Below are 13,356 nucleotides of genomic sequence, written 5' to 3' on the forward strand. Positions count from 1 at the left end.
ACTGAGCACCGCGGCGTTGAAACTTAACAGCTGTTAAGCCGCACTTCGCCGACCGATCAAAGCCATGACCATCGGACCGCAAGAGAATTCGCCCGCCGCGGCCTTGGACGTCAGCGCCCGCAAGTATCCACCCGGTGATCTGATGTCAGAGAATCGTTCCAGCATGGCCACGACGACGATCGAGGCTTGCTCTGGTCCCATGCAGCGTTGCGCTTCTTCCCACGCGGAAACACTGATCCCCATGGCCGGCCTTACATGACAAGCCGCGTCGAAAAGTTGGTGCCAGTGTCGAATGTCGCCCTGATAGAAAGTCTTGAGCGAGGGACAGCCGGCGATTACCAGGTGGAGTGGGATTTTCGGCACCCGCCTCGTGTCAGACTCTTCAAGGTCAGCCACGGGCTCACCCGTATCATCATCAGGCGCGCGTCCCGCCGCCCCGCCTTTTTCTAAGGCAGGTTCAAGATCTATAGATTCTTTATTTGAATTATGATGGTGACGCTCACATTGGGCATCATTGGTGTTCATTTCTTCTGTTTCAGGACCGTCAATCACATTACGCGCCTGGTCAAGAAGGGTCTCCAGTTCAGTCCGAAATGCCGACAGATCCTCAAGCGAGAGTTTGCGGCGAAGAGCGCGGGCGGTGAGGGCTGCCTTGTCGCGGAGCTGGTCCCATAGGCCAAGCCCGGGCTGGATCTCCTCGCCGAACTCCGCCAGAGCGGCCAAGTCGCGACGCATAAGGCTCACTACCTCCCTCAGTCGCCGCACACGGTCCTCGGCCTCACGCACAGCCTCTGCAGCCCGTGCAATTTCCTCGGCCCGGCAATAGAGCGGGGAGAGATCAAAGCCGAAGGCCACCCGATCTTCGCCACGCTTGCGCACATACCGCTTCCCATTGGGGCTATCGCGCCGCATGAGCAAGCGTGCCTCTACCAACCGGGCGAGGTGACGGCGCATCGTCGAGCAAGGCATGCCGTTCAGCCGCTCGCAGATCGCCTTGTTGGATGGGAAGACGACCATTTCGGTGTTCCCGCCAAGCGCATCGTCCGGAAAAAAGCTGAGAAGTCCCTGAAGAACGGTCAGATCGCGCTCGGAAACCCCGAAGGCGGCCTGTGCCTTGGACAGCTCACGGAGGAGCTCCCACTTGTTGACGGGCTTGCCGGGAACAGACGCCTCAGGACGCTCGACCACGCGCAGATGGGCGTGCGAGATCGGCCGCATAAACGGCGAAATCGGTGTGTAATCCATGATGTCATTCACGAAGGCAAAATTTCCCTGGCCCGCGAATCGCTTTGCGCTTGCGGGAAAGGGGCCAGATCGCTACATTCAGAGGTGCGAAAACTGAAGTTTTGTAGCGGGCTGGTCCCGTGCGAAACCTAAGAAAGGTCTCGTGAAGCTTGCTTCTCGGGGCCTTTTTCTTTTCTGCCTGTCTCGTGCCTCCTTTTTGATTGTTGCTCTTCCTCAGTCTTCCGAACGCTTCCAGCGCTCGTGAAGCTCGGTGATCAGCTGCGGGGCGTTGCCCTCAAGCCAGCTGACAAAATCGCTCTCCTCGGCCTTCAACTCGAGCTTGAGTTGCTTTCCACGACGTCCGATCGTGACAGTGGCGGCACCGACCCCCGGAATCACCGTGCCGGGCCGCCCGCGAGGGCGAGACGAGGATGTGGTCTGTTCGGGCTTCCCTGCAGCAGAGAGGACGGCCAAAAATGCATGATCGGATTTCTCGTCAATACCGCCTTGGTAGGATGTCTTGGCCTCACCCGCCAAAGCTGCAAGCAGTTCGCGATCGGCATCCGTAGCCCCCAGCAACTTCTTGAGCTCTTCCCACCTGGGCCGACCAATGCCCGGAGCGGCACCGATGGCGAGGACCAAGTCCTCCCCAACGGTGCGGACCACGCTTAACAGCTGCGACACTCCTGCCTCGGTCAGATTGAGAACCTCGGCGACACCCTTGTTAGTGCGTTCGGATGCGCTCAGATGGTCACCGTCGAGCAAGGCTGCGGCAACAAGCGCTCGTTCGATGAAGCTTAGATCCCGCCGCTCCTGGTTCTCTAACAGCTGATCACGAAGTGCCTGATCGCCCTCCATCTCTGTGACAATGGCGCGGACCTTGATCCCAAGTTCTCTGCAAGCTTCCAGTCGACGACGGCCATAGATCAGGCTGTAGCGATCACCATCAAGCGGCCGGACGAGGATTGGTACTCGCTGTCCGTTCTTGGAAATTGACGCCTTGAGGCCCGCAGTCTCAATCTGCAGCCTGTCATCGAGCCGACCTGTGGTTTCGATTTGGTCAGGCTCGATTTCGAAAACGCCGCCGCGCAGCCTGCGCCCTTCAAGAGCGTCGGGCGCGTTGCGCAGGGTCTGCAGTGGCAGTCCCAGTTTAGGCTTTCTTGCCATTGCGTCCCCACGTGTTCTGGATGATCGCCGCGATCTCGTCGTTGACGGCGTTCATGGATTCGATTGCACGATCGAAAGTCTGACGCGTGAAGTCCTTCTTGTCGGCCTCGTAGAGCGTCTGCTTCGTCAGCCCTGCATCAGAGATCGCAGTAGACTCAACCATGTGGTTGGTCAGGACTGACCTGCCGAACAGACCCCGGATGAAAGCAATGACCTCGGTCTGCGGGGCATCACCCACCTTGTAGCGGGTCGGCAGAAAGCGCAGCCAGTCGAAGCGAAGGTTTGCGCCAGCATCCCGGATGACGCCAAGCAGATCAGCGGTCATGCGCAAAAACTGCGACATGGACATCAGATCGAGCATTTGGGGGTGAACGGTAACAAGCACCCCTGAAGATGCTGAAAGGGCGGACATGGTTAAAAAACCAAGCTGCGGCGGACAGTCGATGACGACGACGTCATAGTCCGCTTCGACACTGTCGAGCGCGTCGCGCACACGGGCAAAGAATGCGCGGGCGCCGCCACGCTGAATGGCTGCCGGTGTCTCATGTTCGAATTCCATGAGCTCGAGGTTCCCGGGAATCAGGTCAAGACCACGGATGTAGGTCTTGCGGATCACGTCCGAGATCGGGACCGGTTCATCGTAGCGAACCGCATCATACAGCGTGCCACCCTCCATCAGGTCCAGCTCAGGCTGGATGCCATGCAGCGCGGAAAGGGATGCCTGGGGGTCCAGATCGATCGCAAGGACACGATATCCCTTGAGAGCCAAGCGCTGTGCAAGGTGAGCGGATGTTGTCGTTTTCCCGGACCCGCCTTTGAAGTTCACAACAGAAACAATCTGAAGCTCGTCACCGGCACGACGCCCCGGAACGTAGGTTCCAGGCTTCTTCGCGTTTGCCTCAAGAGCGTGGCGAATCTCCCAGATATCATCGAGGGTATATCGCCGGTGGCTGCCCGCAGTGGTTTCGACGTCAGCGATCTTTCCTTCTCGATGAAGCTTGCGAAGGTAGGTATGATCGACGCCAAGCAACTCGGCCGCCTCGCCGCTGGTCAGGCTGCGCATGACTTTTTTGGCGTCGGGAGGGAAGTGGGCAGCACGTTGCGCATGAAGATTGGACGCAAGAAGCTCTGCGTAGTGCCCGATGGCAATGTCCAGGTCCTGCTCAGCTTCGCTCATCTCTGCCTCGATTCGTGGGCGCGTTTTTTATGTGATCGCGCGTTATTTATCGAGACTATTGCCCGAGCTATCAGATTCGTGCAAGCTCTTTCTAGATTTGGTGTCAGTCGCTGCGTCATGCACAAGAGTAGCTAGGGTTTGCGGCAGGCTTGTCTTAGGAACCTTTCGGATATACATTACAAGACGTATATCCGCATGGGAGGTCACGATGCAGGTCGCAAAATGGGGTAACTCGCTGGCCGTCCGTTTGCCCGCGGAGCTCGTCCGAGAGCTTGGTCTCAAGGAGGGTGATCAGATCGACCTGGTCAAGGACGACGGTCGGGTCAGAGTCCGTCGCCTTGCTCGTGCGGATGAGGTACTTACCGGCCTGCGCCGCTTCCGGGGCAAGTTGTCCGCAGCAGAACGTCTGAGCCGCGACGACGCACATGAGCGTTGAGTTCGCGGACACGAATGTCGTTCTTTACCTGCTCGACGACGGCCCAAAGGCCGATCGCGCCGAGGTCATCCTGGGGCAGGGGCCCCGGATCAGCGTTCAGGTTCTAAACGAGTCACTGGTGAACTGCCGCCGCAAAGCTGGCCTCGGTTGGGAGGAAGCAGCGGCCTTTCTCGAAGGCGTGCGCGCCTTGTGTCCCGTCGAAGATCTCACCGTGCAGACCCATGACGTCGGCCGCGCTTTGGCGGAACGCTACGGCTTCTCGATCTACGACGCGATGATCGTGGCCAGCGCTTTGGTTGCGGGGTGTACCACGCTGTGGAGCGAGGACATGCAAGATGGCCTGCTGGTGGAAGGCCAGCTTCGCATCGTCAACCCCTTTGCATGAGCGAACGGCTTCTGTGCCTGAAACTGACCACAACCTTGTAATCCTTCCCTATAGTGGAGGATTTGCAAGGTTGTTAGGCTACTCAAGCAGCCCCAGCCTCTCCGCCCGCTCCAACAGCATCTTGACTGACGACGGCTGCCATCTCGTTCGGCCACGTGGTGTGCGTTCGCGCATTGATTCCAGCCGTTCACAGATCGCCTGGAGCGTAATGCCGGGATCCGCGCCCTTGATGGCGGCGACGATGGCGGGCAGGCGGTCGTCGGTTTCGCGGCGGCCGGCGCGGGCCAAAACTGTCTCGGGCAGGAAGCCGTCGCGGACATAGGCCTTCACGGCGCGCAAGAGACGGCTTTGGGTCCAGCGACGCGCCTCGGGCAAGGGGCCGTTGATGATGCGCACCACGTCTTCCCAGGCCAAGTCAGGGCGCAACCGGCGCACATGGGGCACCCAATCTTGTGCCGTTTCGTTCAGACGCTCCATGTAGCCGTCCTGTCGCGCTAGCCGCACCTTGCGAAGAGCGGCAGGGTCTTTGGCCCGCAGTCCAGGGTTTCCGCCCACGCGGCCCTTTGTGCGCGCACTGGCGAGGCCGGCCTTGGTGCGCTCCCGGATCAGGGCGCGCTCGAACTCGGCCGCAGCGCCCAAGACCTGCAGCGTGAACTTGCCCTGCGGGGATCCAGTGTCGATCGGGTCCTGGATCGAGCGAAAGAACGCACCCCTAGCCTCCAGCCGCTCGATCACTTCCAGCAGATGCGACAGAGACCGCGCAAGCCGGTCGATCCTCACGACGACCAGCGTATCGCCACTCTGGATGCGTTCGAGCACACGCCCAAGCACCGGCCGCGCGCGATTGCCGCCTGAGGCGTGCTCTTCATAGATTTCGGCGCAACCCGCAGATTTCAGGGCCTGCGACTGGGGCAGGGGGGTTTGATCCTCTGTGGATACGCGCGCATAGCCTATCAATGGCATCAAAACAGTCTTTTTGCAGTTTCATATAGCGGCAATAAACGACCGTTTACAAACGAATGCAAGCAAGTGTTTTCTCATTGTGCCGATGCACAATCCCCTGGTTTCCTTGCATTGATCGCGATCTGAAAGGTTCCGTCGGCAGTCGCGCGCACGTAATGTGTAAAGAGCATTGTCGACGGTCACAAAACAGCTTGGGTAATGTGCAAATAATCTGTATTTTGCACATATGATGCCACAATCGACTATTATTCCTGAAGATTTCGACGAACCCCTCGACATCGGAGAGGGGGATGAGGATGCTTCGGAAGAAGTTCTCTGGTACCTGCCGGGCCCGATCGAAGAGGAACCGGATTACCGGCCTCCCGGACCTCGGGCGGGACAGCCGGAAAAGGGCCTCATTGATGACTGGGCAAGGGCCGAAGCGGATCAGGCTGCGCTTCTGGCGAGGGTGGCCGGGCGCTTGGGTGCGCTCGATGACCGATTGGCTCGCGCGCCCAAAGGCTGGCTGCATAGGTTGGCACTGATCGAGGCGGCAGACCTGAGCTGGTTTGCAGGAGATCGCGTAGGCCCGGATCGTCTGGCGCTATGGATTTCTATGCGCCTGTCAGGCGCACAAGATGACCCAAATGCCTTGGCGCGAATTGGATGGGCCGTTCGGCGACTGACAGGCGGTCCTGACCCGATAGTCGATATCGCAGCCTTCCTCGACCGCCGCGATCCTGAAAACATCGATGAAAATGCCGAGCGCTTCGACGATCGCGCGAGCGGTTGGCTGGATTTGATGAAACAGGCCGCCGATCTTCATCCGATCACCCGCGCCTGCATGGGGTTTCATCTCTGGAGTCTTGCGGGCCTTGGGCAGCAGGGCGATCGGGTGGAAGCAGCGGTCACGGCCGCGCGCATCGCGGCTAGCGAGGGAAACGGGGCAATTTTCGCACCGTTGGCAATGGGCGGGGCAGGGGGCCTGCGCGCGAGTGGGCCATCGGCAGAGCGCCTTAAACAATGGCTCGAGGGGATGCAGACAGCTATCCTCATGGCGATGCGGCGCCTCGACGATATTCAATCATGGTCAGCGAAGGCCAAAGCAGAGATGTCAACGCTCTCAGGCAAGACACCGCCGGTCCTGAGCGCCCTGCTGACCGAATGGCCCCTCGTTTCCGCCCCGATGGCCGAAATGTGGATCGGTGCTAGCCGCGCCACCGCTCAACGCAATCTCGCCTGGATGGAAGCGAAGGGTCTAATCCGTGAAGTGACGGGGCAGGGACGGTTTCGGATGTGGAGTATTGCGATTTAGGCCGACCAGCGGCCAGTCGAAATCTGTTCCAGTTTCGAGCGCTCTGACTACAGATTATCCTTTATTGCATCACCCCAAAGTCAGCACCATCTCCTCCGAGAGCGACAAGTCCGGAATATGCAGGTTCTCAGGTGCCGGGCCTTTGCGAATGCGCCCAGCCGCGTCATAATGGGAACCGTGACAGGGGCAGAACCAACCCCCGAAATCCCCCGCCCCATCCCCCAGAGGGACACAGCCCAGATGGGTACAGACACCGATCATGACCAGATATGCCTCGTGACCCGCAATGGCCCGGTTCTCATCGCTTGCCAGCGCATCGTAGGGCAGATTTGGGTTGCGCGCCGAGCTGTCAGGCAGGTCAGAGACCGCCTGTGCCCGAGCCTGAGCCATTTCTGCCTCCGTTCGATGACGGATAAAGACAGGTTTTCCGCGCCAGTTGACGGTCAATTGCGTTCCGGGCGCGAGATCGGAAATATCAACAGTGATCTGTGCCAAGGCGCGGACATCGGCGGAGGGGTTCATCTGGTTCACCAGTGGCCAGAGCGCAGCCCCTGTTGCCACGACCCCTGCCCCGGCCGTTGCGTAATACAGGAAATCCCTGCGGGCGGTATTCTCTGACGCTTCCATCATCGGGCATGTGTCCGTGCCTCCCGCGCTGGAAGGTCAACACGCGAGATGTAACGTTTTGTCAGCGCACCTCTCTACGGATCATCAAACAGGCCTTGTCGGCGCATTAATGGTGCGGGCCCGCGCCTTTTGCCATCATGAGGTGGTGCTCTTGGTGATGCGCCCCGATGGTCATCAGACCAAAGAAACCAAGTCCCTGAATCTGCGCGGCATCGCCATCGACACTGAGCGCCACGCCATCTTCTAAGTCCTCTGTCACAACGTCCCAGCCGGTCTCGGCCGCGAGAAAGGGCGCATGGGCGGGCACCATGGCGCGGATGGCCTCGAGAACACGGGGGGTGCCCCGAATCTCGAACCGGGCCCCTTCCGGCCGCAGGGTGCGGGCGACCACGGCCTCTTGGGTCAGAAGGTCCATATCGACCAGATGGCGGCGCAATCCGTCAATATCGACCCGCTCCCAATCCGTCTCGGGATCGGCCTGCAGGATCGTTACGATTTCCGCCAAGGCGGCAAAGGCCGATTGCCCGGTTTCCTGCGGTCCGCCCATGTCGTGACCAGCCGCGGAATTGGCGTGCTGCGCGGCCACGGGTGCGGCCATCACTATGGCAAGGACGAAGGGAATGAGACGCATGGACAGGTCCTTCAATGGGGTGGTGTCATGTTTACGCTAGCAGGGGCGGATGCATCGTAATATGATTTCAATCATATGTTGCCAAACCCCTATGATCATATCCCGAGCTCAGCCCTGCGCCCAATCTCCGGCGCGGTTGGAGATACCGTATTTCACCAAGGCGACCCCACCCACGGTCTCTATGTCGTGCAAACCGGGCGCGTGCATCTCGAGCGGGTCGATCCAGATGGCGAGCGGTTCATCATCCACCGTGCCCAAGCCGGAACAAGCTTTGCCGAAGCTTCGGTGTTTTCGGAGGTCTATCATTGCGACGCAGTCATTGTTGAGGCCGGGGCGCTGATCCGGATCGACAAGGCTTCCGTATTGGCCGCTTTTGCCGACCCGGCATTTGCCCGCGCCTATGGCCGTCAGGCGGCTCAACAGATACAGGCGCAGCGACAGATGCTGGAGATCGTCGGCATTCGGCGCGCAGAGGACCGGGTGATGGCAGGGTTGATCGCAGGCTTGCTCGAAGGCTCCATCGTCGAGTTTGCCGCTCGGTTACAATTGAGCCATGAGGCGACCTACAGGGCGCTGCGAAAGCTTGTGCAAGACGGACGGGTCATGAACCCGTCCCGCGGGATCTATCACCTGCACCCATGACCTGATCAGCTGTGGCTCGCGAAGACCGAGGTCGCGCCGTCGGAGCCAACAAGCAAGGTGTCAAAAGCGTCACCGGCCCCGGGACCGCCCATGCCGGGCGAACTCATCGGCATGCGGGGGACAGTCAAACCGCGCGCCATCGGTTGCTCTGCTAGCAGCCGCGTGATGTCCGCGGCAGGCACGTGGCCCTCGATAAAATAGTCGCCCACGACCGCCGTGTGACATCCAGCAAGTTCCGGTGCAATTTGCAGCCGATCTTTGAACGCATAAAGCGCATCCTGATCGACGTCCTGCGCCTCGACCGCGAAGCCCGCTTGCCGGACATGATCGACCCAAGCGGTGCAGCATCCGCAGGTGGGGGTTTTCAGGACTTTAATGACCGGTTCCGTGTTGGCCAGTGCTCGCAGGGGGAGTGTGGCAGCCGCTCCGGCCAGCAAGAACGTACGTCGTTTCATCATGTGTTCCTTTTTGAGTTACCCGAGACCCTAGAACTGTGTTTTCGAGAGTCCAGAGGCTGTTCCTGCTTGTCGGCGTGAGGGCGGATGTATCCAGGGCGTGTCCGCTTGCTGGCCCGCGAAGGGGCTGGATCAACATCCTGTCGACCCAGAGGTCGCGCGTCGTGCGAAACTGCTCGATACCGATCGTCATTCCCTCGTGGCCCTTCGCGGGCTGGGCTACGTAAGTACCCATGAGGCGGTCCCACCACGGCAGGTTGAAGCCGTAGTTTGAGTTGGTTTCGCGCGGATCGACAGAATGATGCACGCGGTGCATGTCGGGTGTGACGACGATCCATCTGAGCCACCGGTCGACCGGTCTCGGCAGGTTGATGTTGGCATGGTTGAAGAGGGCAGTGGCGTTGAGGATGATCTCGAACAACAAAACCGCGACGGCGGGCGGACCAAGCGCTGCCACCAGGGCGAGCTTGATCGCCATCGAGATGAGGATCTCAATCGGATGGAAGCGTAATCCAGTGGTTGCGTCGAAGTCGAGATCCGCATGGTGCATCCGGTGCAGGCGCCACAGGGCCGGGACGGCGTGGAACATGACATGTTGCAGATAGATCGCCAGATCGAGCAGCAGCATGGACAGGATCACAGCCAACCCGAAAGGAGCCTCGATAATGTTGAACAGGCCCCAGCCCCGCTCCTCGGCCAGGACCGCCAGACCGACGGCCAGGATTGGGAAAGACAACCGGAGGATCGCCGTATCGATCACGACAAGTGCCAGGTTGTTCGACCAACGGATGACACGCGGAATGTCACGCCGCCGACGCGGGGCGGCGAGTTCCCAAAGCGCCATGGCGGCCAGCACACTCAAAAACGCCGTCAGACGAATCTCCGGCTCTGCGGCTAGTATTATGTCCATCACAGTCTACGGCCCTTCTGTGTTAGGGCTTGGGTGCGGATGCGCATCTCGCACATCAGTCTTTTCTTGCGCAGCCTTTGCAGCCGCTATCTGGACTATATCAAGATCCCGCGCGTGGCGCTCGTCGAGACACTCTGTTTCGAGCTGCAGCGTGACCATGTGAAACCCATGCTGTTCCGTCAGCCGCCGATAGGCCCTGTTCAGCAAATCCGCGGCCTCGGCGGGTGACTGATGGCGGATATGGGCGGAAAACGCGTGTTTGCCGCTGGTCAGCGTCCAGGCATGCACATGGTGAACATCCAGAACCCCGTCCTGCCCGTTCAGGTCCGCTGTTACAGCGTCGAGATCCGTTCCCTCGGGCGTGCCTTCCATGAGAATGTGGACCGCTTCCTTGATTACGCCCACAGAGGCCCAGAGGAGAACCACCCCGAACGCCATGCCGAGAATCGGGTCAATCGCCAGAAAGCCGGTGAACTCGATCACAAGGGCGGTGACGATGATCAGGAGGCTGCCGACAAAGGTCTGGATGATGTGCCAGAGCGCGCCACGGGCATTCAGATCGTCCTTGCTCGATTGCCACATCAGCGCCAGAGAGACCACTTCCGTGACCAGGCCCCCGAAGGCGACCCAAAGCATGGGGCCTGTGGCCAGGTGGATCGGGTCTCCGAGCCGCATCGCGCCCATCCAGATCACCAGAAGCGCCATGCCGAGAAGAAAGCCGCCATTCACCAGCGCCCCGATGATTTCGGCGCGGTACCATCCGAAACTGCGCGTCGAATCCGCTGGACGGCGCGCAATCCGCTGCGCGGTGATGGCCACGAGAACGCCGCCAACCGCCGACAGGGTGTGAAACGCATCCGACAGGACGGCAATCGAGCCAGTCCAGAGCCCGACGGCCAGTTCAATCACGAAGTAGACGCCGGTGAGCCAGGCCGAAATCACAAGGGCCTTGCCGGAACTCGGCATGTGCCCGGCGTGAGAATGACTGGCCATATCAGCTCTCCTCCCCTTGTGTACCGGTCTTTCGCGTCGCGGCGAAGAGAACCGACAGGCCGGTAAAGCCACCGAGCGCAAGCGCGGTCCATGTGGCAGTGCGGGCATCTCCGTTCATCGCCTGGTTGCCCATGTGAGCGAGCAAAAAACTCGCTGGAATAATCCCGGCCATCGTGGCCAGCGCGAACCTCCAAAGATGCAGCTTGCTCAGACCTGCGGCGTAACTGATCATATCGAAGGACAGAAACGGCAGCAGGCGACTGCCGAAGACCAAGAAGGTCAGAGTGTTCTGCGATCCGAACAGGCCTGAGTTAATCTTCTGACCGAGATGACGCTCAACGAAGGGACGACCGAGACCGCGGGCCAGACCAAAAGCGGCAAGCGCACCGAGTTCCGCGCCAAGAACGACAAAGAGTGTCCCGAACGTGTGCCCATAAGCCGCTCCGGCGGCGAGTGCGATCGGCGCCGAGGGCAGGGGGCTTGCGACGATAGCGATTGTCATAAGCGCCACGATAACAATTGGTCCGGCAAGACCTGCCGCCTCGATCCAGCGGTCAATTTCCGCGCGATCAGGCAGGCGAATGTCAACGCCAAGGACGTCCGGGAAGGCCAATGCGACGACTCCCATCAGGAACACCGCAATAAGAAGGATGCGCATCATCATGGATCAAAACACGGCATAGAGCAGAACGAAAAACGTCGCTGCCAAAAGGTCAAAGGCCACGCAGAATGGAATATACCAGTTCGGAATCCGGGCGAGACGATAAGAATTGTGGTGTGACATGTCCCAAAGGGCGTGCAGGGCCAAGCCCAAGGGAAGGAAAGCCCAATGCCATATCAGCCCCAAAAAGGCTGCCGAGCCGAACAAAAGGGCGACGGCGAGCTCTGCCCAGAACACGCGCGCTCTGCCGTCCGCGGCGCCAAAGCCGATATAGGCACCGCCAATCAAAGCAAGCGTGATCGAAGCAAGAGCTATCGAGCTCTTTTCATCCAAAAACAGGTGAGCCGGCATTGTGAGCAAGACAAACAACACACCAACCCATACGGGAGATTTCAAGATATCCCCGTGTCGATGGTGCGATACGTGATCGCCTGTCTTTTCGAAAATCTGTGCCATGGCTTTGTACCTAGGGATTCCAGCAACTGGAAGGTCAAGGGCTATTCATCCACGCGCGCAACGCAGCGCTCACTCAACCGTTCCACGGTGAGGTCAAAGGACCGATATCAGGACGTATTTGACGCTGACGCCAAGCTCATGTCCGACGCGCGTGGCGATTTTCAGTCATCTTTCGCCTTCTGCCAGACTTGCTGGCAGGCTGAGTAAAGAAACGTCGCTGACCAGGTCAGCAACATGAAGCCCAAAAGCGATTGCAGCATCAGCAACAGTCGAAAGGGCCCGACCACCTCTATGGACGAATAGCCAAGGGTCGAGAACGAGATGCCCGTAACATAGAGAACATCCTGAAACATCGGCGGGCTGTTGCTGAACGATTGCGGCAGAACGCTTGCCACCACCATCGTGTTGAACACGGCGAGCGTCACAAGTTCCAATACGTGCAGCAACAGCAACGCGGAAAACGTCAGGATGATCCGAAAGCCGGAGCCATCCGACCGCTGCGGGGAAAACTTCAGAATGCCCGACAACGCATAATGATGGACAATTCCCATCACGATCGCCGCGCATATTCCGACAAACATAGCCATCAACTCGGTCATACACCCAAACCCGTCTTCCTGTTCAAACAGGTCAATTTGACCATACATCAGGCTTTTAGCACAACGGGACCAATTGATTCTTCACTGGTCAGGCCAACGCGGGGGGCAACCCGTTCAGGGCGACATCCACCGGAACGGTCGGCAAGTTCGATGCGATCCAGCCAGGCCCTTCGCCTGATCCCAACATCCCTTCCGAGATATCGGCGTAGCCCGAATAACCAGCTTGTCTCAACGCTCGAAGCAGCGATGCGGAGCGTCCGCCAGTGGCGCAGATCAGTCCAACAGTGCGATCACCGCTCAGTTCCTTGGCCCTGAACAATCGGTCCGGAAAACCGGACGCGTGCATGCTTATCGGCCATACACCAGCACCTACGCCGGTTTCTTGCCACTCTTTGTGCGTTCTGACATCGATGATCCGCGCCGTATCCGATAGAAGCGCGTCAAAGGCATTCTCTGCCGACCAGACAGATCGGCTCTGCGCCAACAGCGGTGACGCCGCGACGGTCAGCACCGTCATATGAGCACCCAGAACGAAACGGCGCCGGTTCAAATCAAGAGCCATATTCGAAAACCTCATCCTTTGATCGGTTGCGATCCCAAAGGTCACATAACATACGCGCGACGCTACCCGGGAGCACGACACGGTGCAGGCACAGATTTGTATCCATCTGTAGCAAGGGACTGACCTGATACAAACGGCTACAATTCTGCCCATGAAACAGAATGCAACGATGAT

17 protein-coding genes are annotated in these 13,356 nt (G+C 59.4%); 4 read left to right on the plus strand and 13 right to left on the minus strand.

The genetic code is table 11. The features are described from left to right. Positions 1–33 precede the first annotated feature (33 nt). The 3 genes from repC to repA all read right to left on the minus strand — a co-directional run bounded on the left by repC (position 34) and on the right by repA (position 3,568). Positions 34–1,245, minus strand: coding sequence for a plasmid replication protein RepC (repC, locus tag IEX41_RS19980; protein ID WP_050525470.1), 1,212 nt, complete (start codon positions 1,243–1,245; stop codon positions 34–36). 213 nt (positions 1,246–1,458) lie between these two features. After that, on the minus strand, positions 1,459–2,391 hold the full coding sequence (gene repB, locus IEX41_RS19985; protein ID WP_028288626.1) for a plasmid partitioning protein RepB: 933 nt from the start codon (positions 2,389–2,391) through the stop codon (positions 1,459–1,461). Further along, positions 2,375–3,568, minus strand: coding sequence for a plasmid partitioning protein RepA (gene repA, locus IEX41_RS19990; RefSeq protein WP_009503867.1), 1,194 nt, complete (start codon positions 3,566–3,568; stop codon positions 2,375–2,377). Before repA ends, repB begins: the two co-directional genes overlap by 17 nt. Before the next feature lie 208 nt (positions 3,569–3,776). On the opposite strand from repA, the gene IEX41_RS19995 reads away from it, so the two are divergent. Together IEX41_RS19995 and IEX41_RS20000 are read left to right on the plus strand one after the other, a co-directional pair. Beyond that, positions 3,777–4,004 carry an AbrB/MazE/SpoVT family DNA-binding domain-containing protein gene (locus tag IEX41_RS19995; RefSeq protein WP_009503866.1) on the plus strand — a complete coding sequence of 76 codons (228 nt, stop codon included), beginning with the start codon at positions 3,777–3,779 and terminating at the stop codon, positions 4,002–4,004. Further along, positions 3,994–4,389, plus strand: coding sequence for a PIN domain-containing protein (locus tag IEX41_RS20000; protein ID WP_028288627.1), 396 nt, complete (start codon positions 3,994–3,996; stop codon positions 4,387–4,389). The genes IEX41_RS19995 and IEX41_RS20000 overlap by 11 nt, the downstream gene beginning before the upstream one ends. A 78-nt stretch (positions 4,390–4,467) precedes the next feature. On the opposite strand, the gene IEX41_RS20005 is transcribed toward IEX41_RS20000, so the two are convergent. Continuing rightward, on the minus strand, positions 4,468–5,352 hold the full coding sequence (locus tag IEX41_RS20005) for a recombinase family protein (RefSeq protein ID WP_028288628.1): 885 nt from the start codon (positions 5,350–5,352) through the stop codon (positions 4,468–4,470). A 226-nt stretch (positions 5,353–5,578) separates the two neighbouring features. On the opposite strand from IEX41_RS20005, the gene IEX41_RS20010 reads away from it, so the two are divergent. Beyond that, positions 5,579–6,646 carry a helix-turn-helix domain-containing protein gene (locus IEX41_RS20010; protein ID WP_043754533.1) on the plus strand — a complete coding sequence of 356 codons (1,068 nt, stop codon included), beginning with the start codon at positions 5,579–5,581 and terminating at the stop codon, positions 6,644–6,646. Between the two features lie 69 nt (positions 6,647–6,715). Here IEX41_RS20010 and petA read toward each other — a convergent pair whose 3' ends face one another. Both petA and IEX41_RS20020 read right to left on the minus strand, forming a co-directional pair. Continuing rightward, positions 6,716–7,276 (minus strand): ubiquinol-cytochrome c reductase iron-sulfur subunit, encoded by a 561-nt coding sequence (gene petA, locus IEX41_RS20015; RefSeq protein WP_017468347.1) that lies wholly within the window; start codon positions 7,274–7,276, stop codon positions 6,716–6,718. A 103-nt stretch (positions 7,277–7,379) separates the two neighbouring features. Further along, a complete protein-coding gene (locus tag IEX41_RS20020; protein WP_017468346.1) occupies positions 7,380–7,904 on the minus strand; it encodes a hypothetical protein in 525 nt (174 codons plus the stop codon). Positions 7,905–7,979: 75 nt separating this feature from the next. Between IEX41_RS20020 and IEX41_RS20025 the strand changes: the two genes are divergently transcribed. Beyond that, the gene (locus IEX41_RS20025) at positions 7,980–8,546 is read left to right on the plus strand and encodes a Crp/Fnr family transcriptional regulator (RefSeq protein ID WP_043754540.1); all 567 of its coding nucleotides are present in this window, start codon (positions 7,980–7,982) and stop codon (positions 8,544–8,546) included. Between the two features lie 5 nt (positions 8,547–8,551). Here the strand turns inward: IEX41_RS20025 and IEX41_RS20030 are convergent, their stop codons facing one another. The 7 genes from IEX41_RS20030 to IEX41_RS20060 form a co-directional block, all read right to left on the minus strand. Further along, positions 8,552–9,004, minus strand: a complete 453-nt coding sequence (locus IEX41_RS20030; RefSeq protein ID WP_012187045.1) for a DUF411 domain-containing protein — start codon at positions 9,002–9,004, stop codon at positions 8,552–8,554. Further along, positions 8,919–9,911 (minus strand): sterol desaturase family protein, encoded by a 993-nt coding sequence (locus tag IEX41_RS20035; protein ID WP_017468740.1) that lies wholly within the window; start codon positions 9,909–9,911, stop codon positions 8,919–8,921. The genes IEX41_RS20030 and IEX41_RS20035 overlap by 86 nt, the downstream gene beginning before the upstream one ends. A 6-nt stretch (positions 9,912–9,917) precedes the next feature. After that, positions 9,918–10,877: a cation diffusion facilitator family transporter gene (locus tag IEX41_RS20040; protein ID WP_444544449.1), complete on the minus strand. Its 960-nt coding sequence runs from the start codon at positions 10,875–10,877 to the stop codon at positions 9,918–9,920. Between the two features lie 28 nt (positions 10,878–10,905). After that, a complete protein-coding gene (locus IEX41_RS20045; protein WP_043754550.1) occupies positions 10,906–11,568 on the minus strand; it encodes a TVP38/TMEM64 family protein in 663 nt (220 codons plus the stop codon). Between the two features lie 3 nt (positions 11,569–11,571). Beyond that, positions 11,572–12,021, minus strand: a complete 450-nt coding sequence (locus tag IEX41_RS20050) for a DUF6010 family protein (RefSeq protein ID WP_012187041.1) — start codon at positions 12,019–12,021, stop codon at positions 11,572–11,574. 161 nt (positions 12,022–12,182) lie between these two features. Then, positions 12,183–12,620, minus strand: a complete 438-nt coding sequence (locus IEX41_RS20055; protein ID WP_012187040.1) for an ion channel — start codon at positions 12,618–12,620, stop codon at positions 12,183–12,185. An 88-nt stretch (positions 12,621–12,708) separates the two neighbouring features. After that, positions 12,709–13,182: a rhodanese-like domain-containing protein gene (locus IEX41_RS20060; protein ID WP_008327269.1), complete on the minus strand. Its 474-nt coding sequence runs from the start codon at positions 13,180–13,182 to the stop codon at positions 12,709–12,711. Positions 13,183–13,356: the final 174 nt, after the last annotated feature.

It is taken from the genome of Salipiger pallidus, assembly GCF_014643635.1.
GTDB classification, from domain to species: Bacteria; Pseudomonadota; Alphaproteobacteria; order Rhodobacterales; family Rhodobacteraceae; genus Salipiger; species Salipiger pallidus.

Coding starts and splice junctions, on each gene's coding strand:
- repC (WP_050525470.1), bottom strand. CDS start 1,245: ATGGATTACACACCGATTTCGCCGTTTATGCGGCCGATCTCGCACGCC.
- repB (WP_028288626.1), bottom strand. CDS start 2,391: ATGGCAAGAAAGCCTAAACTGGGACTGCCACTGCAGACCCTGCGCAAC.
- repA (WP_009503867.1), bottom strand. CDS start 3,568: ATGAGCGAAGCTGAGCAGGACCTGGACATTGCCATCGGGCACTACGCA.
- IEX41_RS19995 (WP_009503866.1), top strand. CDS start 3,777: ATGCAGGTCGCAAAATGGGGTAACTCGCTGGCCGTCCGTTTGCCCGCG.
- IEX41_RS20000 (WP_028288627.1), top strand. CDS start 3,994: ATGAGCGTTGAGTTCGCGGACACGAATGTCGTTCTTTACCTGCTCGAC.
- IEX41_RS20005 (WP_028288628.1), bottom strand. CDS start 5,352: ATGCCATTGATAGGCTATGCGCGCGTATCCACAGAGGATCAAACCCCC.
- IEX41_RS20010 (WP_043754533.1), top strand. CDS start 5,579: ATGATGCCACAATCGACTATTATTCCTGAAGATTTCGACGAACCCCTC.
- petA (WP_017468347.1), bottom strand. CDS start 7,276: ATGATGGAAGCGTCAGAGAATACCGCCCGCAGGGATTTCCTGTATTAC.
- IEX41_RS20020 (WP_017468346.1), bottom strand. CDS start 7,904: ATGCGTCTCATTCCCTTCGTCCTTGCCATAGTGATGGCCGCACCCGTG.
- IEX41_RS20025 (WP_043754540.1), top strand. CDS start 7,980: ATGTTGCCAAACCCCTATGATCATATCCCGAGCTCAGCCCTGCGCCCA.
- IEX41_RS20030 (WP_012187045.1), bottom strand. CDS start 9,004: ATGATGAAACGACGTACGTTCTTGCTGGCCGGAGCGGCTGCCACACTC.
- IEX41_RS20035 (WP_017468740.1), bottom strand. CDS start 9,911: ATGGACATAATACTAGCCGCAGAGCCGGAGATTCGTCTGACGGCGTTT.
- IEX41_RS20040 (WP_444544449.1), bottom strand. CDS start 10,877: ATGCCGAGTTCCGGCAAGGCCCTTGTGATTTCGGCCTGGCTCACCGGC.
- IEX41_RS20045 (WP_043754550.1), bottom strand. CDS start 11,568: ATGATGATGCGCATCCTTCTTATTGCGGTGTTCCTGATGGGAGTCGTC.
- IEX41_RS20050 (WP_012187041.1), bottom strand. CDS start 12,021: ATGGCACAGATTTTCGAAAAGACAGGCGATCACGTATCGCACCATCGA.
- IEX41_RS20055 (WP_012187040.1), bottom strand. CDS start 12,620: ATGACCGAGTTGATGGCTATGTTTGTCGGAATATGCGCGGCGATCGTG.
- IEX41_RS20060 (WP_008327269.1), bottom strand. CDS start 13,182: ATGGCTCTTGATTTGAACCGGCGCCGTTTCGTTCTGGGTGCTCATATG.